The following is a 22,413-nucleotide window of genomic DNA, read 5'->3' on the forward strand; positions in this document are numbered from 1 at the left end:
TTCGGTCTCTTCCCGCTGCTGTTCACCTTCTACATCTCACTGTTCGACTGGGATCCCATCGGTGAGCACCGCTTCGTGGGGCTGGACAACTTCGCCGAACTCCTGCACGACCCGCGCTTCTGGGGAGCGTTGCGGAACACGTTCAGCATCTGGGTGATGTCGACGGTGCCGCAGTTGCTCCTGGCGCTCGGCCTGGCGCACCTGCTCAACCACGCGCGGCTGCGGCTGGCCGCGTTGTTCCGGATGTCGGTGCTCGTTCCCTACGTCACCTCGGTGGCGGCCACGACCATCGTCTTCGCCCAGATGTTCGACCGTGACTACGGCATGATCAACTGGTTCCTCGGGCTGCTGGGCTTCGAGCACATCGACTTCACGGCCTCGCTGTGGGGCAGCCACGTCATGATCGCCACGATGATCGCCTGGCGCTGGACCGGATACAACACACTGCTGTACCTCGCCGCGCTCCAGGCGGTTCCCCGGGAGCTGTACGAGGCCGCCGCCGCCGACGGTGCGAACGGCTGGAGACAGTTCCTGCACATCAGCATCCCGTCGTTGCGGCCGATCATCGCGTTCACCGTGGTGACGTCGACGATCGGCGGGCTGCAGGTCTTCACCGAGCCACTGCTTGCCAACCCGGTGGGCGGGCTCACGTGCGGGGCGGCACGGCAGTGCCAGACCGTCACCCTGTACCTCTACGAGCAGTCCTTCGGACAGTTCCACTTCGGCTACGGCGCGGCGGTCGGCGTCGCGCTCTTCGTCATCGTGGTCGCCTTCTCCGGAATCAACTATCTGCTGGCCACCCGCGTCCGCTCGGAGCGCCCATGAAGCCCGAACCCTCGACCGCCGCGCCCAAGCGGGCCAGGCGGCGCCAGGCCAACCGCGTCTCGATCGCGGTGTACGCGCTGCTCACCCTCGTAGCGCTCGCCAGTGTCTTCCCGCTCTACTGGATGTTCGTGGTGGCCACGACGGACTCCGCCACCGCGACGACCCTCCCGCCGACGATCACACCCGGCGGCAACTTCCTGCACCTGGCGGAACTGGTCTTCACCATCGTGCCATTCGTGCAGTCGCTGCTCAACAGCCTCATCGTGGCCACCACGATCGCCGTCGGCCAGGCGGTGCTCTGCGCGTTGGCCGGCTTCGCCTTCGCCAAGCTGTCCTTCCCCGGCCGCAACACGCTGTTCCTCATCGTCGTGCTGACCATGACGGTGCCGGCGCAGTTGGCAGTGGTACCGCAGTACCTGATCATGTCCGAGCTGAACTGGGTGGACAGCCTGCAAGCGGTGATCGTTCCCGGTCTGGTCAGCGCGTTCGGCATCTTCTGGATGCGTCAGCACATCGGCAGCACCATCGACGACGAGCTGATGGCCGCGGCGCGCGTGGACGGCGCGACCACCTGGCAGATCTTCTGGCGGATCGCCTTCCCGCTGGTACGCCCGGCGGCGTACGTGCTGGGCCTGTTCACGTTCGTCTACGCGTGGAACGATTTCCTGTGGCCGTTCATCGTCCTGAAGTCGCCGGAGAACTACACCGTCCAGATCGCCATCAAGGCACTGCAGCAGAACCGGGACATCGACCTGGGCCTGGCCATGTCCGGCTCCTTCCTGGCCACCATTCCGCTGCTGGTGTTGTTCGTCTTCGTCGGACGCCGTCTGGTGCAGGGAATCATGGAAGGCGCATTCAAGGGGTGAGGTCCGTCTCGGTCTCGTCAGCCGGCCGGCCGGTAGTCGAACCAGTCGAAACCTGCGCTTCCCTCGGTGACGTACATGCCGATGACCCGGCCGGTGAACCCGGAGGCGACCTCGGTGGACAGGTAGCGCCCGTCGAGTTCTGCCAGGCACGACCAGCCGTCGCCGGTCTCGACCTCGAAGCTGATCGTGTCACTCCCGGCTGCCGTCACGCCCACGAGGCCCGCCTGCGCCAGATCGCCGGACGAGGTGACCGTCGGGGGCAGCACGTCGGTGGTCCGGGTGCTCAGTGCCAGGGTCACCGCCCCCGCGGGCACCGGGCACTCCCCGAACACCTGACGAAACGGCCCGACCCGGCCGATGACCCGGGCCTGCCCCCGGGCGAGCTCCAGGTCGTAGTGGTGGGCCTCGTCGATCCTGATCGTCAGCCCGGACCGGCCGGAGCCGGGATCGACGCGGGCGCTGACCCGGCAGTCATGGTGCTGTTGGCGGCGGCCGACGACTGTGGCGCCGCCGCGGTCGAGGCTGTCGCCGGACGCGTACAGGGTCAGCCAGCCGGGCCGGTCGGTCAACGACCACGCCGAGGCGGGCCGCTCCCGCGGAGAAATCCACTGTGGCCCCAGCCGGTCGTCGTCGAAGTCGTCCCGCTCGACCCACCGGCTCGCCCCATCCGGGCCGGTGGCGATCGAGACCGGGTCGACCACCGGCCACCCGTCGACCCAGCGCACCGGTGCCAGGAACGTCTCCCGCCCCAGGACGTGGTAGGGCGGCCACTGGCCTTTCGGCCGGATCCCCAGCAGAACCATCCACCAGCTGCCGTCGGCCGCCTCCACCATGTCGGCGTGCCCGGTCGCCTGCACCGGCCGGTCGGTGCCGCGGTGCGTCAGGATCGGATTGGCCGGCCCGGGCTGGAACGGCCCGCGCGGCGAGCGTGCGCGGGCGACGCTCACCGCGTGGCCGGTGTGGGTTCCGCCCTCCGAGACGAGCAGGTACCACCAGTCGCCGACCCGGTACAGATGCGGCGCCTCCGGGTACTGGCCACCCGTTCCCGACCACATCGCCACCGGTCCTTCCAGGACCTCGCCGGTGCGCGGGTCGATCCGGTACGACTCGACCCCGGACACCGTCATCCAGCAGTTGCCGTCGTCGTCCCACGCCAGGGACGGGTCCACGTGGGGCAGGTCCAGGTAGACCGGATCCGACCACGGGCCGGCGGGATCGGTAGCCGTCACGATCAGGTGCCGGTCGAGCGTGACGTTCGTCGTGACGACCCAGAACCGGCCGCCGTGGTGGCGGATCGTCGGCGCGTAGATGCCCCGCGAGGCCAGTGTGTCGGCCGGCAACCGAAGCTGACCGGCGCGGTCGAGCACGTTGCCTATCTGCCGCCAGCTGACCAGGTCACGACTGTGGAAGATCGGCACACCGGGCGCGTACTCGAAGCTCGAACACACGAGGTAGTAGTCCTCATCGGCGCGGCAGATGCTCGGATCGGGCCAGAAGCCCGGCAGGATCGGGTTGCGGTCGCCGAGGGACTCACCGTACGCAGGCTCCGGTTCCATTTCCGCTCCTTCTCGTACGGGCACGACGCCGCCATGAGTGTCGATGCCGCGAACCGTATCGGGCAACCCGCGAGCGAGCGATGACAGTTCTCGGCCGCCTCCTGTCCGGGCGGCTCCGTCGCCACGCGGCCACGGATCCCCCGTACACCTTCACCGTGCGGCGCGGGCTGCGCGTGCCGATGGACGACGGCGTCGAGCTGGTCGCGGACCTCTACCAGCCGGTCGGCGCGGTGGAACCGCCGTTGCCCACGATCGTCGTGCGCTCGCCGTACGGCCGGCACGGCTCGCTCACCCACGCGTCGGCGCTGGCCGGCGCGGGGTTCACGGTGCTGGCGCAGAGCTGCCGCGGCACCGGCGGCTCCGGTGGCAGCTTCCGGCCCCAGCTCGACGAGCAGCGCGACGGCATGGCCACCCACCGGTGGGTACGCCGCCAGCCGTGGTGCACCGGCACCGTCGCGACGTACGGGGAGAGCTACCTCGGCTACACCCAGTGGGCGGTGGCCGGACGGATGTGCCGTGACGACCCCGGCAACGCCCCGGACGCCCTGTGCCTGAACGTCACGATGGCCGACTTCGGCCCGATCACCTGGACCAACGGCGTCTTCTCGCTGGAGGGCTCACTCGGCTGGTCACGTCTGATGGACCTGCGGGGCCTGCGCGGCGCCCTGGTCCGGGCCCGGCTCACGCGGCGGCCGGACCGGGAGCTGGCGGCGGCCTTCGACGTGCTGCCGCTGTCCCGCGGCGACACCGCGGTGGCAGGCCACCCGATCAGCTGGTACCAGGACTGGCTGGCCCACGAGAAGCTCACCTGCGACTACTGGACCCGGCAGTCGCACACCGCGTCGGTGCCCGACGTCACCGCGCCCGTGTACATGGCCACCGGCTGGTACGACATCTTCCTGCCCTGGCAGTTGCGCAACTACGCCCAACTCGCCGCGGCCGGTCGTCCGCCCCGGCTGACCATCGGACCGTGGGGCCACAGCAGTGCGCAGAGCCCGTTTCTCGCCGAGTCGATCACGTTCCTCAAGGAACACTTCGCCGGCGCGCCCACGACCCGGCCGGCGCCCGTGCGCGCCTTCCTCACCGGCGCGGAGCAGTGGCGCGACCTACCCGCGTGGCCGCCGCCGGGCACCGCGGCGCAACGGTGGTACCTGCACGCCTCCGGGCTGGTCGACCCGGCCGTTCCCGGCGCGGGCAGCACCCGCTACACCTACGACCCCGAACGGCCCACGCCCGCGCTCGGTGGCCCCGGCATGGGCCCGGCCCCGGGGCCGGTCGACAACAGCGCCCACGAACGCCGCGCGGACGTGGCAGTCTTCCGCAGTCCACCGCTGGCCCACCCGATCGTCCTCGCCGGGGAGCCGACCGCCCGTGTCCGGTTCCGTTCGACGGCGGCCAGCGCGGATGTGTTCGTGCGGATCTGCGACGTGCACCCCGACGGCCGCTCGATGAGCGTGTGCGACGGCATCCGCCGCGTCGGCGGCGTCGGTGCCGCGGGCACCGACCCGCAGCCCGACGAGGACGGTTTCGTCGAGCTGGAGGTGCCGCTGTGGCCGGCGTTCCACCGCTTCGCCGCCGGCCACCGCGTCGCCGTGCAGGTCAGCTCCGGAGCGCATCCGCGCTACGCCCGCAATCCCGGCACCGGCGAACCGGCCGCCACCGCGGCCACCACCGTGCGAGCGGAGCAGGAGATCTCCCACGGCGGAGCCCACCCCTCCCGGATCGACCTGCCGGTATGGACCTGAACAGACATCTCCAGAAGGGCTCCCCGGATGACATCCGTGTTCCACGTGGCGACAAGCGGTTCCGATCACGCCGACGGCTGCGCCGAGCGGCCGTTCCGGACGATCAACCGGGCGGCCGGCGTCGCCCAGCCCGGTGACACGGTGGTGGTGCACGCGGGGGAGTACCGCGAGTGGGTGAAGCCACGCCACGGCGGTCTCAGCGACTCGCGCCGCATCACCTACGGGGCGGCGCCCGGCGAGCACGTGGTGATCAAGGGATCGGAGCGCGTCACGGGCTGGGAGCCGCTCGGCGGGACGGTGTGGCGGGCAACCGTCGACAACTCGCTGTTCGGCTCGTTCAACCCGTTCGCTCAGGAGGTGGCCGGTGACTGGATCGTCTACCCCCGGGGCGCGCCACGCCGGCACCTCGGCAACGTCTACCTCAACGGCCTGAGTTTCTTCGAGGTGGCGACCCGGGCGGAGGTCGACGATCCGCCACGGCGCACCGAGGTCGTCGACGACTGGACCGGGGTGACCCACCCGATCGGCAATCCGGATCAGACCCGGCTCGTCTGGTACGCCGAGGTCGGTGAGCAGACGACGATCTGGGCCAACTTCCAGGGCGCCGACCCGAACACGGAGCTGGTGGAGATCAACGTACGCCGCAGCGTCTTCTACCCGGAGCAGCCGCACCTGGACTACATCACCGTCCGGGGCTTCGAGCTGGCGCACGCGGCCAGCCCGTGGGCGCCGCCGACCGCCGACCAGCCGGGCCTGATCGGACCCGGCTGGGCGAAGGGGTGGGTCATCGAGGACAACGTGATCCATGACGCCAAGTGCTCGGCGATCTCGATCGGGAAGGAGGGCTCCACCGGGCAGAACTTCTCGGCGCTGCGCGGCGACAAGCCGGGCTACCAGTACCAGTTGGAGTCGGTCTTCGCGGCCCGCCAGATCGGGTGGGACCGCGAGCACATCGGCTCGCACGTGATCCGCCGCAACACGATCTACGACTGCGGCCAGAACGCGATAGTGGGTCACCTCGGGTGTGCGTTCTCCACGATCGAGGACAACCACATCCACGGCATCGGCGTGAAGCGCGAGTTCTACGGGTACGAGATCGCCGGCATCAAGCTGCACGCCGCCATCGACGTGGTGATCCGGCACAACCGGATCCACGGCTGCTCGCTCGGCACCTGGCTGGACTGGCAGGCGCAGGGCACCCGGCTCTCCCGCAACGTCTACCACGACAACTGCCGGGACCTCTTCGTCGAGGTCAGCCACGGCCCCTACCTGGTCGATCACAACATCTTCGGCTCACCAGCCGCGCTGGAGCTGTTCAGCCAGGGCGGCGCCTTCGTCAACAACCTGATCTGCGGCACGATGCGGCTGGAGCCGGTGCTGGACCGCGCTACGCCGTACCACCTGCCGCACAGCACCCAGGTCGCCGGGTACGCCGTGATCTACGGCGGCGACGACAGGTACGTGGGCAACCTCTTCCTCGGCGGCGACCCGGGCGCGGCCTACGGGACGGGCGCGGAGGGCCAGGGGTCACCGCTGGGCGGCACCGCCGGATACGACGGCCATCCCGCGTCGTTCGCGGAGTACCTGACCCGCCTCGACGAACAGCCGCCCAGCGACCAGCAGAAGTACCTCGACGTGAAACAACCGGTGTACGCCCGGGCGAACGCCTACGCCGCGGGCGCCCGGCCGTTCGCGGGTGAGCGTGAGCCATGGGTGCTGGGCGCCGCGTCGGCGGCAGTCGTCGCCGAGGGTGACGCGGTCTGGCTCGTCACCGATCTGCCCGAGGCGTTCGACGAGGCTCGCGTCGGCGTGGTCTCCGGCCGGGACCTGGAACGGGTCCGGTGCGCCGACGCGGAGTTCGAGGAGCCGGACGGCAGCCCCGCCGTCATGGACGTGGACCTGGTGGGGGAACCCCGGCAACCTGGACGGGACGGCGCCGTCGGCCCGATCGCGGGCCTCGCGTCCGGGGCGCGCCGCACGCGCGTCTTCTGACGGCGGACCCGCGCGTACGCGGACGGAGACGGTGACGCCGGCCGGCGTCACCGTCTCCGTCTGCCTCAGCCGCGCGCTGCCCAGTCGCCGAGGGCCCAGTCGCGCACCTCGGGCATGTCCTCCAGGTGCTCCACCACGTACGCCTCGTGGCGGTCGAGCTGACTGCGGCACCACGCCTTGAGGTCCGCCGCGCCACGCGGGAGGCGCTTGGCGTTGTTGATGGCGTCCATCACGAGGTGGTACCGCGACGCCTTGTTGCGCACCGTCATGTCGAACGGCGTGGTGGTCGTGCCCTGCTCGATGAAGCCGCGCACGCGGAACCGGTCCGCGTCCGGGCGCCCGTGGACGAGCTGGTGGATCGCACCGGGGTAGCCGTGGAAGGAGAAAATCACGTCGACGTCGTCGGTGAACAGCTCGGTGAACAAGGTCTCGCTCATGCCGTGCGGGTGGTCCTTGGGCCGGACCAGCGTCATCAGGTTGACCACGTTGACCACCCGGACCTTGAGACCGGGCAGCCGGTCGCGCAGGATCTGGGCCGCCGCGACCGTCTCCATGGTGACGACGTCGCCGGCGCAGGCGAGGACGATGTCGGGATCGCTGGTGCCGTCGTCGGTGCCGGCCCACTCCCAGATTCCCGCGCCGCGGGCGCAGTGCTCGATCGCCTCGTCCATGGACAGGTACTGCAGCTGCGGCTGCTTGTCGATGACGATCAGGTTGATGTACGACCGCGACCGGAAGCAGTGGTCGGCCACCGACAGCAGGGTGTTGGCGTCCGGCGGCAGGTAGACCCGGGCGACGTCGCCCCGCTGGGTGAGCACCACCTGGATCAGGCCCGGCCCCTGGTGGGAGAAGCCGTTGTGGTCGTTGCGCCACGCCGTCGAGGTGAGCAGCACGTTGAGGCTCGGCACCTTCGCCCGCCACGGCAGGTGCTTGGCCTCCTGCAACCACTTGCCGTGCTGCACCGTCTGGGAGGCGCTGACCATGGCGAACGCCTCGTAGGTGGCGAACATGCCGTGCCGGCCGGTCAGGTTGTAGCCCTCCAGCCAGCCGTGGCAGTTGTGCTCGCTGAGCACCTCCATGACCCGGCCGTCGCGGCTGATCGCCACGTCCTCCGGTGTCACCCGCTCCATGAAGGCGCGGTCGGAGACGTCGAAGACGCTGCCGAGGCGGTTGCTGTTTGTCTCGTCCGGACAGAACAACCGGAACCGGTCGGCGTTGCGGGTGTAGATGTCGCGGACCATCTCGCCCAGCTTGCGCGTCGACTCGGCCCGCTGCTGCGCCGGCCGGGGCACCTCGATCGCGTACGACCGGAAGTCCGGCAGGTCCAGGTCCCGGGTCAGCAGCCCGCCGTTGGCGTGCGGGCTGGCGCTCATCCGCAGGTCACCGTCGGGGGCCTGGTCCCGGATCAGCGCCACGGGCGCGCCGGTGGAATCGAACAGCTCCTCCGGACGGTACGACTTGAGCCAGCGCTCGAGCAGCGCGAGATGCTCCGGGTTGTCCTTGACGCCGGACAGCGGCACCTGATGCGACCGCCACGTCCCGGTGACGGTGACTCCGTCGACGGAGTCCGGACCGGTCCAGCCCTTCGGCGACCGCAGGATGATCAGCGGCCAGGTGGGGCGGGCGCCGTCCCAGGAACCGTCACGGGCGGCGGTCTGGATGTCGCGGATCCTCGTCCAGGCCGTGGCGAGGGCGGCGGCGAAGCGGTGGTGCATGCCGGGCAGGTCGGAGCCCTCGACCTCGATGACGTCGTAGCCGTGGCCACGCAGCAGGTGGCGTACCTCCTCGGGGTCCTTGCGCCCCAGCACGGTGGGACCGGAGATCTTGGCGTCGTTGAGGTGCAGGATCGGCAGGACCGCGCCGTCACGTTCGGGATTGAGGAAGGACACGCCCTTCCAGGAGCCTTCGAGGGGCCCGGTCTCGGCCTCACCGTCGCCCACCACCGCGATGGCCAGCAGGTCCGGGTTGTCCATGACCGCGCCGAACGCATGGACCAGGACGTAGCCCAGCTCACCGCCCTCGTGGATGGAGCCCGGGGTGGTCACCGACACGTGCGACGGGATGCCGCCCGGGCTGGAGAACTGCCGGAACAGGCGCAGCATCCCGGCCTCGTCCTGGCTGACGTCCGGGTAGATCTCGCTGTAGGTGCCCTCCAGGTAGCCGGCCGCCACCAGTGCGGGCCCGCCGTGACCCGGGCCGGCCAGGTAGATCGCCTGCTGGCCGGTGTGCCGGATGAGCCGGGAGACATGCGCGTAGATCAGCGACAGGCCGGGGCTGGTTCCCCAGTGGCCGAGCAGGCGCGGCTTGATGTGCTCAGCCGACAGCGGCTCGCGCAGCAGTGGGTTGCCCTGCAGGTAGATCTGCCCGATGGTCAGGTAGTTGTTCGCCCGCCACCACGCGTCCAGACGGGCGAGTTCGGTGTCGTCGAGTTCGGCAAGCGTACGGAGTTCGGATTCGACCGCGGTCACCGTGCTTCCTTTCACTGATCTCGTCTTGTCCGGACCCAGGTTAGGCCCCGTCGGGCTTGTTCACCGGGGGCCGCAGGCCGCAAGCCGCGGGACCTTCGGCCCTCGATGGCGAAGCGGCGGCGCCGCCACGGCAAGCGGCGGTCGTCGATCCGTAGTACGCGGCGCGCATCAGTTCCTGCATGTCGCCGAGCATCGGCATGCGCGGATTGGCCGGCGCGCACTGGTCCTCGTACGCGTTCAGCGCCTGTTGCGGCAGCGCCGCGAGGAAGGCCCGCTCGTCCACCCCGACGGCCGCGAACGACGGCTCGATGCCGACCTCGTCGCGCAGGCGCTCGATCGCCGTGGCCAGCGCTTCGACCGCTTCGGCGTCGGTGGCCGCGGGGAGCCCGAGGGTATGGGCGATGTCGGCGAAGCGTTGCGGCGCCCGGTACGTCTCGTACCTGGGCCAGCCGGTGAGCTTGCTCGGCACGGTCCCGTTGTACCTGATGACGTGCGGGAGCAGGATCGCGTTGGTGCGTCCGTGTGCGACGTGGAAGGTCGCTCCCAGGGTGTGCGACATGGCGTGCACGATGCCGAGGAAGGCGCTGCCGAACGCCATGCCGGCGATCGTGCCGGCGTTGTGCATCTTCTCGCGGGCCACCGGATCCGCGGCGCCCTGGTGCACGGCCCGGGCGAGATTGCCGAAGATGAGCCGGACGGCGTGCAGGGCCAGACCGTCGGTGAAGTCGTTGGCGTAGACGGACACGTACGACTCGATCGCGTGGGTGAGCGCGTCGAAGCCGCTGTCCGCGGTGACCACCGCGGGCAGGTCGGCGGCCAGGACCGGGTCGACGATCGCCACGCTCGGCGTGAGCGCGTAGTCGGCGAGCGGGTACTTCTTGCCGGAGGCGGTGTCGGTGATGACCGCGAACGGGGTGACCTCGGCTCCGGTGCCGGAGGTGGTCGGGATGCAGACGAGCTGGGCCAGCGCGCCGAGGGTGGGGAACTTGAAGGCGCGTTTCCGGATGTCGAAGAACTTCTCCCGCAGATCGGCGAAGACCACCTCGGGGTGCTCGTAGCGCAGCCACATCACCTTGGCGGCGTCCATCGCCGAACCCCCGCCGAGCGCGACGATGGTGTCCGGGCGGAACGAGCGCATCAACTCGGCGCCCCGGTCGACCGTTTGTACGCTGGGCTCCGGTTCGACGTCGTCGATGATCTGCAGGGCCACCTGCTCGCGGCGGCGGTGCAGCACGGACAGCACACGGTCCACGTACCCCAGCTTGGTCATGGTGTGGTCGGTGACCACGGTGACCCGGCGGACGTCGGGCATGTCGGCGAGGTAGCGGATCGCGTTCGGCTCGAAGTAGATCTTCGGCGGAACCTTGAACCACTGGAGGTTGTTCGTCCGCCGGGCCACCCGCTTGATGTTGATGAGGTCGACCGCTGTGACGTTGTGCGACACCGAGTTGTGGCCGTAGCTTCCGCAGCCCAGCGTCAGCGACGGCAGGAAGGCGTTGTACATGTCGCCGATGCCGCCCTGCGAGGCCGGCGCGTTCCAGATGATCCGGACGGCCTTGACCCGGCGGCCGTACGCCTCGGCCAGATCGGCGTCCCGTGTGTGGATGACGGCGCTGTGCCCCAGGCCGTCGAACTCGACCATCTGCTCGGCGTACTCGAAGCCTTGGTCGTGGCCGGTGGCGGGCAGCAGGGCGAGCACCGGGCAGAGCTTCTCCCGGGTCAGCGGCTCGGCCGGGCCGACCCGGTCGACCGGGACCAGGATGATCGAGGTGTCCGGGTCGACCGGGAAACCGGCGTGTTCGGCGATCCAGGGCACCGACTGCCCGACCACGTCGGGGTTGAGCTTCCCGGAGCCGAAGAGCAGCTTCTCCAGCAGCGACTTCTCCTCCGTCGTCGCGATGTGGGCGTGCAGTCGCCGGAACTCGGCGAGGGCGGCCGGCCGGATCGCGTCGTCGACGATGACGGCCTGCTCGGAGGCGCAGATCATGCCGTTGTCGAACGCCTTCGACAGCACCACGTCGTGGACCGCGCGGGCCACGTCGGCCGACGCCTCGATGTACGCGGGGACGTTGCCGGCGCCGACGCCGAGCGCCGGTTTGCCGGTGGAGTAGGCGGCCCGGACCATGGCGTTGCCACCTGTCGCCAGGACCACCGAGACGTCGGGATGCCGCATCAGTTCGTTCGTCGCGGCCACCGACGGTTCGTCGATCCACTGGATGCAGTGCTCCGGCGCGCCGGCGGCGACGGCGGCGTCGCGGACCGTGCGGGCCGCCTCCTGGCTGCACCGCTGCGCCGCCGGGTGGAAGGCGAAGATGACCGGGTTGCGGGTCTTGAGGGCCAGCAGCGCCTTGAAGATGGTGGTCGAGGTCGGGTTCGTCACGGGCGTCACCGCGGCCACCACCCCCACCGGCTCGGCGATCTGGGTGATGCCCGTGATGTCGTCCTGAGCGATCACTCCGACCGTGCGGACGTCGGCCATGTGGTTGGTGACGTGCTCGCAGGCGAAGATGTTCTTCACCGCCTTGTCCTCGAACACGCCGCGGCCGGTCTCCTCGACCGCCAGCATCGCGAGTTCGGCGTGCCGGCCGAGCGCGGCCACCGACGCCTTCTTCACGATCCCGTCGATCTGTTCCTGGCCGTAGGAGTCGTAGGCGGCCAACGCCGTGAGACCGTTCTCCACCAGGGTTCCGATCATGCTTCCGCCCTCCATCGGTCCGTCACCTCGACCATAGATCCGCGACGATCGATGTCGGCACGGCCGGTGGACCCGTGCGGGCGGGACCACCGGCCCGCGCCCGGACGCCGGGCCGGGGAAGCGGGCGGGGCACCGTCAGGACGTCGGCTGGGGCGCCTCGGCCGGCCCCCGCTTGGCCCGCTGGATCTGCTCGTAGACGTGGGTCCGCAGTTCGGTGAACCGGGGCAGCGCCCGGGTGGTGAGCTGGTCGCGTTCCCCCGGGAGGTCGATCACCAGGTCCTCCTGCACCCGGGTCGGTGAGTTCGACAGGACGAGCACACGCTGGCCCAGGTAGACGGACTCGTCGATGTCGTGCGTCACGAAGACAGTGGAGATTCCCCGGGTCAGGTGCAGTTCGCGGACGAGGTCCTCCAGGTCCGCGCGGGTCTGCGCGTCCACAGCGGCGAACGGCTCGTCCATGATCAGCACGTCCGGCTGGTACGCGATGGCGCGGGCGATGGCCACCCGTTGCTGCATCCCGCCGGAGAGCTGCCACGGGTGGCTCCGCGCCGACTGCGGCAGCCCGACCGCATCGAGGGCGTCGGTGACCAGCCGGGCGCGTTCGGCGCGGGAGAGCTTCTTGTGGCGAAGCGGAAGCTCCACGTTGCCGCGGACGGTCAGCCACGGGTAGAGGCTGCGGCCGTACTCCTGGAAGACCACCGCCATCGCCGGGCTCGGGCCCGTGACCGGCGAGCCCTCCATCTCGACGAGGCCGCTGGTGGGCCGCAGCAGTCCGGCGAGGCATTTCAGGAGCGTGGTCTTACCGCAGCCCGAGGGACCGACGATGCACAGCAGCTCGCCCGGATCCATCGTGAAGCTGAGGTCCCCGATCGCCTCGACCTCGCCCCGGCCGGAGGCGTAGACCTTCCGCAGGTGCTCGACCCGCAGCAGCGGGCTCCCGTCAGGCACGGGTGATCTCCTTCATTCCGTGGTACCAGCGCAGAACGCGGCGCTCGACGACACCGAAGGCCACGGCGAGGACGACACCGATGAGGCCGAGCAGGAGGATGCCGCTCCACATCTCGGCGATGAGGTAGTTCCGCTGGAAGTAGGCGATCCGGTAGCCGAGGCCGGCCGACGACGCGAACATCTCCGAGATGACCATGAGGATCAGGGCCACCGAGAGCGCCTGCCGGACGCCGGTCATGATGCGCGGACTCGCCGCCGGGAGGATCAGCAGCCACAGCCGGTCCCACCGGGAGATCCGGAAGGAGCGTGCGGTCTCCAGCATCACGCTGTCGGTCGACCGGACACCCTCGATCGTGTTCAGCAGGATCGGCCAGATCGCGCCGGACACGATGACGACGACCTTCATGGTGTCGGTGATGCCGAGCAGGAGCATCGCGACCGGAATCAGCACCGGTGGCGGAATCGCGCGGAAGAACTCCAGCAGTGGTTCGAGGATCTCGCGTAGCGGGCGGATCCGGCCGATGACGACGCCGGCGGCGACGCCGAGCAGGACCGACGCGAACAGGCCGGCCAGGAGGCGGTACACGCTCGGCAGGACGTCGTCGACGAACGCCGGGCCGATCCAGGTCTGCCGGAACGCGTCGAGGAGCGGGCGGGGGCCGACGAGGAACCGGCTCGTCGACCGCGTGGACCAGACCGCCCACAGCCCCACGGCCAGGACGGGTAGCCCGACCGCGAACAGGACGTTCTCGGCAGCCCGGACACCGGGGCCGCGGGGACGGGCCCGGCCCGCGCCGAGGGCGGTCACCGGGCTGCCTCGTCCGCGAGGACCGACTGGTGCCAGGCCAGCGAGCGGCGTTCGACGAAGCGGAACACGAGGTTCACCAGCAGGCCGAGGACCCCGGTGACCACGACGAGGCCGTACAGGCCGACGGCGTCCCCGGCGGAGCGGGACAGCTCGATCATGCGCCCGAGGCCGGGGTTACCGATCACCATCTCGGCGGTGACGGCCAGGATGAGCGCGACCGCCGCGCCGAGGCGCAGGCCGGTCATCAGGTACGGCAGAGCGGTCGGCAGGACGAGGTAGCGCAGCCGCTCGGCGCGGGTGAGGCCGAAACTCCGCGCGGTGTCCCGGGCGACGGTGTCGACGTCGGCGACGCCGTAGATCACCTGCACGAACACCTGCCAGAACGCCGCGTAGACGATGATGACGAGCGCGGCGCGCATCTGCAGGCCGAACATCAGCACGGCGAGCGGGATCAGCGCGACCGACGGCACCGGTCGCAGGAACTCGACTGTCGTGTGCGTCGCGCGACGCAGGAACGGCACCAGCCCGACCACAGTCCCCAGCGCGACCGCCGCGAGCGTCGCCACCGTCAGGCCGATCGCCCACGACGTCATGGTGAGCCGGACCCGCCGCCAGAACGCCAGGTCGCGGACCTCCTCGGCCAGCCGTCCGAACACGTCGGTGGGGTACGGCAGGTTGTGCGGGTCGACCAGTCCCAGTGTCGGAATCAGTTGCCAGACGACGAGGAACCCCAGCAGGCCGACGGCGCCCAGCAGGATCTTGCGCATCGGCCGGCTACTGCTGCTGGATGAGTCGGTCGAAGTCGGGTCGCCGGTCGAGGACGCGGTACTTCTGGGCGAGCGTCGCCAGTTGCTCCAGGCCGGCCCGGTCGAGCTCCCACCCGAACGCCGGGAGCCGTACGGAGTCCGCCACCGCTTCCGGTAGCTCGAGGTTGTCCTTGATGGCCTGACGGAGGTCCTTCTCGTTGGCCGGATCCTTGGCCCAGGTGAGCGTCTTCTTCATCGCCGCCGAGAAGTCCGCGACCAGGGCGGAGTCGGAGTCCTTCAGCTTGCTCGACGTGATCGTCGTCAGGGTGGCGAGCCCAGGAACGGTGGCCTGGTACGGGGCGACCACGAGGACGTCGCCGCGCTTGCGCATCTGGGTGATGAACGGCTCGGTCACCCAGGCGGCGTCGATGTTGCCGGCGGCGAGCTGGGCGGGCGCGTCCGGGAAGGCCACCTCGACGAACTTGACCTTGGCGGGGTCGCCGCCGTCCTTCTCGACCGCCGCCATGATCGTGACGTCGCCGGCGGCGCCCAGGCTGTTCACCGACACCTTGCGCCCCGCGAGCTGGGACGGCCGGGTGATGCCGGATTTCGCCGACGCCACCACGGCGTTGATGTCGTCACCGTCGGCATAGGACGACGCGTAGTTCCCGATGATCACCACGCCGAGGTTCTGCAGGTCGGCGCGGAACGGGCCGAACGGCTGGCCGATGGCGAAGTCGATGTCGCCGTTGATCAGGGCCGGGATGGCCTGGGCCCCGCCCTGTGCGGGCACCACCTCCACGTCGAGCCCCTGCTCCCGGAAGATGCCCGCCTCGATGCCGCCCCACAGCGCGGCGGTCTCGCTGATGGGCAGCGCCGCCACGCGGACCTTGCGCAGCTCGCCGCTTGCCCCGGGGGACGGATCGGTGGCGTCGGAGTCCGTGCAGCCGGTGAGGGCGATCGCGACGCCGGCCAGAACAGCGAGGGCGGTGACCTTCTTCATGGACGAGCCCTTCCGTGCGAAGCGCTGGTGCATCCGGAGGAGTGGGGGCCGGCGAGGAGAGGTGAACCATCCGACCGCGTCGATCAGCGTCATGCAGAGGTGATTGATTGTCAAGAATTCTGATAAGGCGGTTCGCATTGCGATCGGAGTGGTCCGACCGCGATGAGAATGCATCTTGACGCACCACGATTTTGTGACCAAACTGTGCGGTTGGTGGCGCGGTGGCGGAGGGGGCGACGACTTGGCGATCGTGATCGTGGGCGCTGGTATCGGTGGCCTCACCACCGCGCTCAGCCTGCACCGGGCCGGCTTCCGTGACATCGCCGTTTATGAGCGCGCCGACGCGCTGCGCCCACTCGGCGTCGGGATCAATCTGCTCCCGCACGCCGTCCGAGAGCTGACCGAATTGGGCCTCGGGGAGCGAGTGGAAAGGCTGGGCGCCGCGCCCGGCACGCTGGCTTACTACAACCGGCACGGTCAGCAGATCTGGAGCGAGCCGCGCGGGCTGGACGCCGGATACCGCTGGCCGCAGCTTTCCGTGCACCGCGGCCGGTTCCAGATGGAACTGCTCGCCGTGGTGCGGGAACGGCTGGGCGCCGACGTGGTGCGCACCGGGCACCGGCTGGTCGGCGTCCACGACGGCGTCGCACGCTTCGCGACGGCGGCGGGGGAGGTGAGCGTCGCGGCCGACCTGATCGTCGGCGCGGACGGCATCCACTCCGCGCTGCGCCGGCAACATCAGCCCGACGAGGGCGAGCCGATCTGGAACGGGCTGACGCTGTGGCGGGGGACGGCCCGGGCGCCCGGATTCCTGGACGGGCGAACCATGATCATGGCAGGGGACGCGGAACAGAAGTTCGTCGCGTACCCGATCGGTCCCGGCGTGATCAACGTCGTGGCCGAGCGGCGCGGCCCCGGTTTCGCCGGGCCGAACGCGGACTGGAACCGGACGGTCGACCCCGCGCCGGTCGTCGCGCTCTTCGCGGACTGGCGCTTCCCGTGGCTCGACGTGCCGGCACTGCTGGCCGCCGCCGACGAGATCCTGGAATACCCCATGGTGGACCGCGACCCGATCGACACCTGGACCCACGGGAACACCACGCTGCTCGGGGACGCGGCACACCCGATGTACCCGAACGGCTCCAACGGGGCGTCGCAGGCGATCCTGGACGCGCGTACCCTCGCCTTTCACCTCGCCACCGCGCCGACGGTCCCGGCGGCGCTGGAGGCCTACGAGGCGGACCGGCGGCCGGCGACCACCGCGCTCGTGCTGAGCAACCGGCGGCAGGGCCCGGAGCAGGTGATGGTGCTCGCCCGCGAGCGCGCGCCGGACGGGTTCGCGCACATCCACGACGTCATCCCGCCGGACGAGCTGACCGAGATCGCCACCGGCTACAAGAAGGCGGCCGGCTTCCTGCCCGCCGACCTCAACGAACGGGCCTCCCTGACGCCGACGGTCTTCTCGGGCGTCCTGCCGTGACCGGTCCGGAGACGACCGAGCTGGACGCGGCACGCCTGGCGTCGGTGATCTCACCGCTGCGCCGCACGCTACTCGCCGCCGCCCGTGCCGCAGAGCACCTGCCGGAGGTCCCGGACGCGCAGATCGAGATCGTGCGGGCGCTGCCCCGCGGCACCGTGTCCGGCCCCGGTGAGCTGGCCGAACGACTCCGCCTGAGCCGCTCGACGGTCAGCAACCTGCTCACCACGATGGAGGGCAACGGTCTCGTCGAGCGCCGCCCCCGTCCCGGCAACCACCGCCACGTCGAGGTTCTCGCCACCCCGAAGGCACTCGACCTGTTCGACCGCTTCGACCTCGCGAGCGGAGACCTGGTCGCCCGCGCCGCGGCCACCCTGTCGGCGGCGGACCGCGCGGCCCTCGCCGCCGCGGTGCCCGCGCTGGAACGCCTGCGCGACGCGCTCGCGGACACCAAGGACACCCCATGAGTACGCGCCGACCCGCCGGTCACGGGGCGGTGCGCGCCCCGGCGGTTCCCGGCCTGGAGGCCGCGTTCGAGGTGGAGGTGCGGCTCGGCGCGCTGGAGGACCACGGGGTGACCCGCGCGGGCCACCGTCGCGTGGTGCCTGTCATCGGCGGCCGGGTCACCGGCCTGTTCGAGGCCGACATCCTGCCCGGCGGCGCCGACTGGCAGCTGGTCCGTCCGGACGGCGCCATCGAGATCGACACGCGCTACTCGGCGCGCACCGCCGACGGCGGCCACGTCTACCTCCGCACGTTCGGCGTCCGCAGCGGCCGCCCGGAGATCCTCGCGGCGTTGCTGCGTGGCGACGCGGTCGACCCCGTCGAGTACTACTTCCGGCTGGGCGTACGACTGGAGACGTCGGTGCCCGCGCTCGCCGTGCTGGAGCAGTCCGTCTTCGTGGCGTCGGCGATCCGCGAGGCCGACCGGGTGCGCTACACCGCCTACCGCGTCACGTAGGTGTTCCCGGGCGGCGGGTTGTGCGCGTTCGCCCTCCCCGTGCCCGGCCCCTGTGATATCCCATCTACTATGCGCCTGTAGTAGACGCTGGTGCCTGCGGAGGGGGTGGGATGGGACGCTCTCACCCGCTGCTGCGGCTGGCGCTGTTCATGGCCGTGACGTTCGGGGTGTTCGGCATGCACACCTTCGGCCACCCGGCCGGGCCCGACGCCGCCCACGCGAGCGCCGCACGCGGGAGCACCGGCCACGACGCCGGCGCCGCCCACGAGATCCCCGCCGCACCCGACACCGCACACGGAGAAGGCGGCTCGCCCGGGCATCGCGACGGCCTGCACGCGTTCACCGTGTGCCTGGCGGTGCTGGGCGGCGCCCTGGTCCTCGGCGTCCTGTCCCTGTTGCGCCGACGCCGCCGGGGCGCCGGCACACCGACTGGCCCCTGGTCCCGGGTGAACCGCCCGGACCGGGGTCCACCCCTCCCGACCATCGGGCTGCGACTGCGAGCCGTAACGGTGCTGCGCACGTGAGGAGAGCACGACCCGACGACTCCGTTCCGGAACGCCTCACGACAAGGACCACGTACTGATGAGACCGACCATCCTGCGCCGCGCCGCCCTCACGGGCATCGCCCTGTCCGCCCTGCTCGCCACCGCCGCCTGCGGCGGCGCGGACGACACCGGCGGCATGACGCACGGCACCGGCAGCAGTTCCGCGGCGGGCGCCTCACCCTCGGCCGACGCCACCGTCAACGACGCGGACGTGATGTTCGCCCAGATGATGATCCCGCACCACCAGCAGGCTGTGACGATGGCCGACCTGGCCCCGGCGCGCGCGAGCGACCCCGAACTCAAGGACCTGGCCGCCAAGATCAAGGCGGCGCAGGATCCGGAGATCGCCACCATGAAGGGGTGGCTCACGGCCTGGGGCAAACCCACGGACCTGCCCAGCGACCACAGCATGCCCGGCATGAGCGCCACGCCCGGGCACGGTATGCCGGGGATGGGCTCGGGGATGCCCGGCATGATGTCCGAGCAGCAGATGAAGGACCTCGCCGCGGCGAACGGCGCTGCCTTCGACAAGATGTTCGCCGAGATGATGATCGCCCACCACAACGGCGCCATCGACATGGCAAAGGCCGAGCAGGCCGACGGCCGTAACCCCGAGGCCAAGGCGCTGGCCGCCAAGATCGCCTCGGATCAGGCCACCGAGGTGCAGATCCTGCAGAAGATCCTCGACCGTCTGTAGACGGCCTGGTGCGGTCGGTCCCGGCCCGGCGCCGGGACCGGCCGCACCGCCACGACACCTGACGTACCCTGACCGGCACGAAGGGAGAGCGCGTGGCGGAACTGGGCAGACTCGAATCGGCAGTGATGGACGTCCTGTGGCGTGCGGTTGAGCCCGTGCTCGTGCGCGACGTCCTCGACGCGGTGACCACCGACCGGGTCCTGGCGTACACGACGGTCCTGACCGTGCTGGACAACCTGCACCGCAAGGGCTGGGCCGTGCGGGAGAAGGACGGCAAGGCCTACCGCTACCGTGCCGCCGGCACCCGCGAGGAGATCATCGCGCGGACACTGCGCCGGGTCGTCGAGACGAGCAGCCACCCCGACCTGGTGCTCCTGCACTTCGCCCGGTCCGCCTCCGACCACGAGCTGCACATCCTGCGGCAGGTCCTGGACGAGCGGGAGTCCGGCGCATGAGCCTCGCGCTCGCCCTCGTCACCGGCGCGGCGGCGGTCGCCTGGTGTGGCCCCGCCGCGTTGCGGCTGTGCTTCCGGCACGTCGCCGACCCCGTCGCGATGCTGCTCGGCTGGCTCGGCCTGATCGTCGCGGTGCCCGCCACGTTCGTCCTCGCCACCGTGATGCTCCTCGCGCCGGGCAGCACCCGGCAGTGGGCGCTGCACGACCTCGCCCGCATCTGCTGGCACTGGGCGCAACCCAGCCGGCCGCCCGCCGTCGACGAGATCGTCGGGGCGACCGGAGCGCTGCTCCTGCTGGCCGTGCTCGCCCGCTTCGCGACGACGTGCACCCGCCGGGCGATGCGCGCCCGCCGCGCCCGCCGTGCTCACGCCGACCTGTTCACGCTTGCCGGCGGCCCGTCGGAGCGCGGTGAGGCGGCGGTGCTGTGGATCCCCCATCCGACCCCGATGGCCTACAGCCTCGGCGGATCCGGCGGGCTGACGGTCCTGGCCAGCGCCGCCGGTGACCTGCCGGCGGAGCAACTCGCCGCGGTGCTCAGCCACGAGCGGGCACACCTGCGGGAGCGTCACCACCTCCTGGTGGCCGCCGTGGAAGGGCTCGCCGCCGCCGTACCGTGGCTGCCCCTGACCCGCCAGGCGCCCGCGGCCGTGCGCCTGCTCGTCGAACTGCGCGCCGACGCCGCCGCGGTCCGCGAGTGCGGCCCGACCGCCGTACGCGACGCGCTGCTGACCTTCGCCGGCGCGCCGCACCCGCCGTCCGCGCTGTCGATGGCCGGCGCCGATGTGGCCATCCGGCTGCAGCGCCTCCAGGTGCGCCGCCCGCACCGCCGTAACCTGCTCGCCCGTGCCGTGCTCGCCGCGACCGCCCTGGCGGCCCCGCTGGGCGCCGGCTTGGTCACCGGCATCCTGTTCTGCCTGTAGACCCCGGGACCGCCCGTGCGGCGCGGGCGCGACCTACGTGCCGGTGTTGACCAGGATCGCCGTGGCCAGCAGGACAGCCACCATCAGCACCGCCTCCGCCAGCACCGTGCGGCGCAGGCGACGCATACCGTCCGGGGTGGGTTCGTCCAGCCGGGGTACCACCCGCCTGCTGTTGTAGAGCCCGACGACGGCTACGACCGCCACCAACGCGACCTTGACCAGGAGCACCCGTCCCCAACCGGTGCTCACCAGGTGACCGGGCCGGTCAAGGATCGCCACTGACAGTGCGACGCCCGCGACGCCCGTCAACGCCACGGCGGCGCTGGCCGGAACAGAGAATCGCACCGCCATCTCGGCGGCGCCCGTCGGCACACCGATACGCGCACGCCCGAGCAGCAACGCCGCCAGGAGCAGAACCCCGCCGACCCACACCGCCGCGGCAAGCGTGTGCGCGACGTCCGCCGCCACGACGATCGTCCGTGGTCGCGCGGTGACGGTGTGCCCGTCGAACAGGAACGAACCGAGCAGCAGCGCCACTGTGACACCGAGGAGCACCGGCCGGACCGCTCGCGCGCGTACCCGTTGCGCCTCGTCGCCGCTCACGTCACCGGCGGGCGGCACGACCAGGGGACGAGGGGCGGTCGGGATCGCGGCGACTGTCGCCACGGCGTGCCGCCCGACCGCGTGCCGCCCCCGGATCAGCGCCGCCTCCAGGGAACCGGCCACGAGTAACCCGGCCGCACCGGCGAACCGCAGGCCCAGCCCGGCGGCTACCGGCGTACGGCCGAGCGCGGTCAGCGCAGGTAGGCTGACCGCCGAGGTGAGACCGCCCCCGCCGAACACGGCTGCCAGGGCCGCCAGTTCGAGCACCACACCGGCCGCCACCGTCAGCCCGGCGACGCGTACCCAGACCTGGACCAGCCGGATGTCGCTGCGCGTACCCACCAGTGTGGTCAGCGCGAAGACCAGAGCACCCACACCGAGCAGGATCGCCCCGTAGGACAGCCAGCGCCCTGCCGTGCCGACGAACCGCACCGAACCCTGGTCGGCGTCAGCCGTGTGACCCACCGCGTGCCCGCCGGAATGGGCCGGTGGGGACGCCGACGGAGCGGCCGGTCCACCGTGACCGGTGTCCCCGTGCGAACCGGCCGTGGGTCGAGGGGTGGCCGTCGCGCCCGGTGGCGCGTCGGCCGGGACCACGGTGAACGTGACATCGCCGGTCAGGGGATGGGCGTCCGGGGCGGCCACGCTCCAGCGCAGCGTGAACTCCCCGTCGGTCAACGCGGCGGAGGGGTGGACCAGCCACGTACGGCCCCCGTCGGGGGTGTGAGTGGTCACCGGAACGGCCGCACCCTCGCGGGAGAGCCGGAAACCGGCCGCGGTGGGCGTGCCGGGAGCGCTGAACGTCAGCCGGATCTCCGCGACCGCGCCGTCCACGCGCGCGCCGTCCGCCGGTACGACCTTGAGCAGCTTGAAGTGCGCGGCGGCGGGCGACGCGAACCCGAGCACCACGAACACGGCGGGACAGCACGCCAACCACACCAGCAGCACCCACCGTGCCGCGCGCCGCGCCGGCAGCCGAGGACGCCCTGGGAAAGGCACCGCTGATCCCTTCGTCAGGGAGACGTGGGCCCGGTGCCCATCGCTCCGACCTGATGCGGTCGCCATCCTAAGGGAACTACTAGCGGTTGGTAGTAGAGCACCGG

19 protein-coding genes are annotated in these 22,413 nt (G+C 71.1%); 11 read left to right on the top strand and 8 right to left on the bottom strand.

The annotated features are described in order from the left end of the window. A partial coding sequence (locus AMK25_RS09845; protein ID WP_198937492.1) for a carbohydrate ABC transporter permease occupies positions 1-825 on the top strand: 825 nt, incomplete at its 5' end. Beyond that, a complete protein-coding gene (locus AMK25_RS09850; protein ID WP_073827873.1) occupies positions 822-1,691 on the top strand; it encodes a carbohydrate ABC transporter permease in 870 nt (289 codons plus the stop codon). The genes AMK25_RS09845 and AMK25_RS09850, both read left to right, overlap by 4 nt. Positions 1,692-1,708: 17 nt before the next feature. Here AMK25_RS09850 and AMK25_RS09855 read toward each other — a convergent pair whose 3' ends face one another. Then, the gene (locus tag AMK25_RS09855) at positions 1,709-3,247 is read right to left on the bottom strand and encodes a glycoside hydrolase family 43 protein (protein WP_083664691.1); all 1,539 of its coding nucleotides are present in this window, start codon (positions 3,245-3,247) and stop codon (positions 1,709-1,711) included. Positions 3,248-3,327: 80 nt separating this feature from the next. Between AMK25_RS09855 and AMK25_RS09860 the strand changes: the two genes are divergently transcribed. Both AMK25_RS09860 and AMK25_RS09865 read left to right on the top strand, forming a co-directional pair. Then, positions 3,328-4,992, top strand: coding sequence for a CocE/NonD family hydrolase (locus AMK25_RS09860; protein WP_083664692.1), 1,665 nt, complete (start codon positions 3,328-3,330; stop codon positions 4,990-4,992). A gap of 27 nt (positions 4,993-5,019) precedes the next feature. After that, positions 5,020-6,984: a right-handed parallel beta-helix repeat-containing protein gene (locus AMK25_RS09865; protein ID WP_073827874.1), complete on the top strand. Its 1,965-nt coding sequence runs from the start codon at positions 5,020-5,022 to the stop codon at positions 6,982-6,984. Positions 6,985-7,049: 65 nt separating this feature from the next. On the opposite strand, the gene AMK25_RS09870 is transcribed toward AMK25_RS09865, so the two are convergent. The 6 genes from AMK25_RS09870 to AMK25_RS09895 form a co-directional block, all read right to left on the bottom strand. Continuing rightward, positions 7,050-9,452: a phosphoketolase family protein gene (locus tag AMK25_RS09870; protein ID WP_073827875.1), complete on the bottom strand. Its 2,403-nt coding sequence runs from the start codon at positions 9,450-9,452 to the stop codon at positions 7,050-7,052. A gap of 40 nt (positions 9,453-9,492) precedes the next feature. Then, entirely contained in the window at positions 9,493-12,147 is a 2,655-nt protein-coding gene (gene adhE, locus AMK25_RS09875) for a bifunctional acetaldehyde-CoA/alcohol dehydrogenase (RefSeq protein ID WP_241826312.1), read from the bottom strand. A gap of 135 nt (positions 12,148-12,282) precedes the next feature. Next, positions 12,283-13,095: an ABC transporter ATP-binding protein gene (locus AMK25_RS09880; RefSeq protein WP_073827876.1), complete on the bottom strand. Its 813-nt coding sequence runs from the start codon at positions 13,093-13,095 to the stop codon at positions 12,283-12,285. Further along, positions 13,088-13,903 carry an ABC transporter permease gene (locus AMK25_RS09885; RefSeq protein WP_083664694.1) on the bottom strand — a complete coding sequence of 272 codons (816 nt, stop codon included), beginning with the start codon at positions 13,901-13,903 and terminating at the stop codon, positions 13,088-13,090. Before AMK25_RS09885 ends, AMK25_RS09880 begins: the two co-directional genes overlap by 8 nt. Further along, complete coding sequence (locus AMK25_RS09890; protein WP_073827877.1) at positions 13,900-14,670, bottom strand: ABC transporter permease; 771 nt, start codon at positions 14,668-14,670, stop codon at positions 13,900-13,902. Before AMK25_RS09890 ends, AMK25_RS09885 begins: the two co-directional genes overlap by 4 nt. Before the next feature lie 7 nt (positions 14,671-14,677). Continuing rightward, the gene (locus AMK25_RS09895) at positions 14,678-15,652 is read right to left on the bottom strand and encodes an ABC transporter substrate-binding protein (protein WP_073828606.1); all 975 of its coding nucleotides are present in this window, start codon (positions 15,650-15,652) and stop codon (positions 14,678-14,680) included. Positions 15,653-15,902: 250 nt separating this feature from the next. Between AMK25_RS09895 and AMK25_RS09900 the strand changes: the two genes are divergently transcribed. From AMK25_RS09900 to AMK25_RS09930, 7 genes are all read left to right on the top strand, one after another. Beyond that, the gene (locus AMK25_RS09900) at positions 15,903-17,132 is read left to right on the top strand and encodes a flavin-dependent oxidoreductase (protein ID WP_241826349.1); all 1,230 of its coding nucleotides are present in this window, start codon (positions 15,903-15,905) and stop codon (positions 17,130-17,132) included. Further along, on the top strand, positions 17,129-17,596 hold the full coding sequence (locus tag AMK25_RS09905; protein WP_198937493.1) for a MarR family winged helix-turn-helix transcriptional regulator: 468 nt from the start codon (positions 17,129-17,131) through the stop codon (positions 17,594-17,596). Before AMK25_RS09900 ends, AMK25_RS09905 begins: the two co-directional genes overlap by 4 nt. Then, positions 17,593-18,090, top strand: a complete 498-nt coding sequence (locus tag AMK25_RS09910; RefSeq protein WP_073827879.1) for a DUF3237 domain-containing protein — start codon at positions 17,593-17,595, stop codon at positions 18,088-18,090. The genes AMK25_RS09905 and AMK25_RS09910 overlap by 4 nt, the downstream gene beginning before the upstream one ends. Positions 18,091-18,200: 110 nt before the next feature. Beyond that, positions 18,201-18,614: a DUF6153 family protein gene (locus tag AMK25_RS09915; protein ID WP_073827880.1), complete on the top strand. Its 414-nt coding sequence runs from the start codon at positions 18,201-18,203 to the stop codon at positions 18,612-18,614. A gap of 58 nt (positions 18,615-18,672) precedes the next feature. Further along, complete coding sequence (locus AMK25_RS09920; protein ID WP_073827881.1) at positions 18,673-19,332, top strand: DUF305 domain-containing protein; 660 nt, start codon at positions 18,673-18,675, stop codon at positions 19,330-19,332. Between the two features lie 92 nt (positions 19,333-19,424). Next, positions 19,425-19,787 carry a BlaI/MecI/CopY family transcriptional regulator gene (locus AMK25_RS09925; protein WP_073827882.1) on the top strand — a complete coding sequence of 121 codons (363 nt, stop codon included), beginning with the start codon at positions 19,425-19,427 and terminating at the stop codon, positions 19,785-19,787. Next, positions 19,784-20,707 carry a M56 family metallopeptidase gene (locus AMK25_RS09930; protein ID WP_073827883.1) on the top strand — a complete coding sequence of 308 codons (924 nt, stop codon included), beginning with the start codon at positions 19,784-19,786 and terminating at the stop codon, positions 20,705-20,707. Before AMK25_RS09925 ends, AMK25_RS09930 begins: the two co-directional genes overlap by 4 nt. 33 nt (positions 20,708-20,740) lie before the next feature. Here the strand turns inward: AMK25_RS09930 and AMK25_RS09935 are convergent, their stop codons facing one another. Further along, complete coding sequence (locus tag AMK25_RS09935; RefSeq protein ID WP_241826314.1) at positions 20,741-22,309, bottom strand: copper resistance CopC/CopD family protein; 1,569 nt, start codon at positions 22,307-22,309, stop codon at positions 20,741-20,743. Positions 22,310-22,413 lie beyond the last annotated feature (104 nt).

Origin of the sequence: Micromonospora sp. TSRI0369 (assembly GCF_001905625.1) — a bacterium.
Classification (GTDB): domain Bacteria; phylum Actinomycetota; class Actinomycetes; order Mycobacteriales; family Micromonosporaceae; genus Micromonospora; species Micromonospora echinospora_A.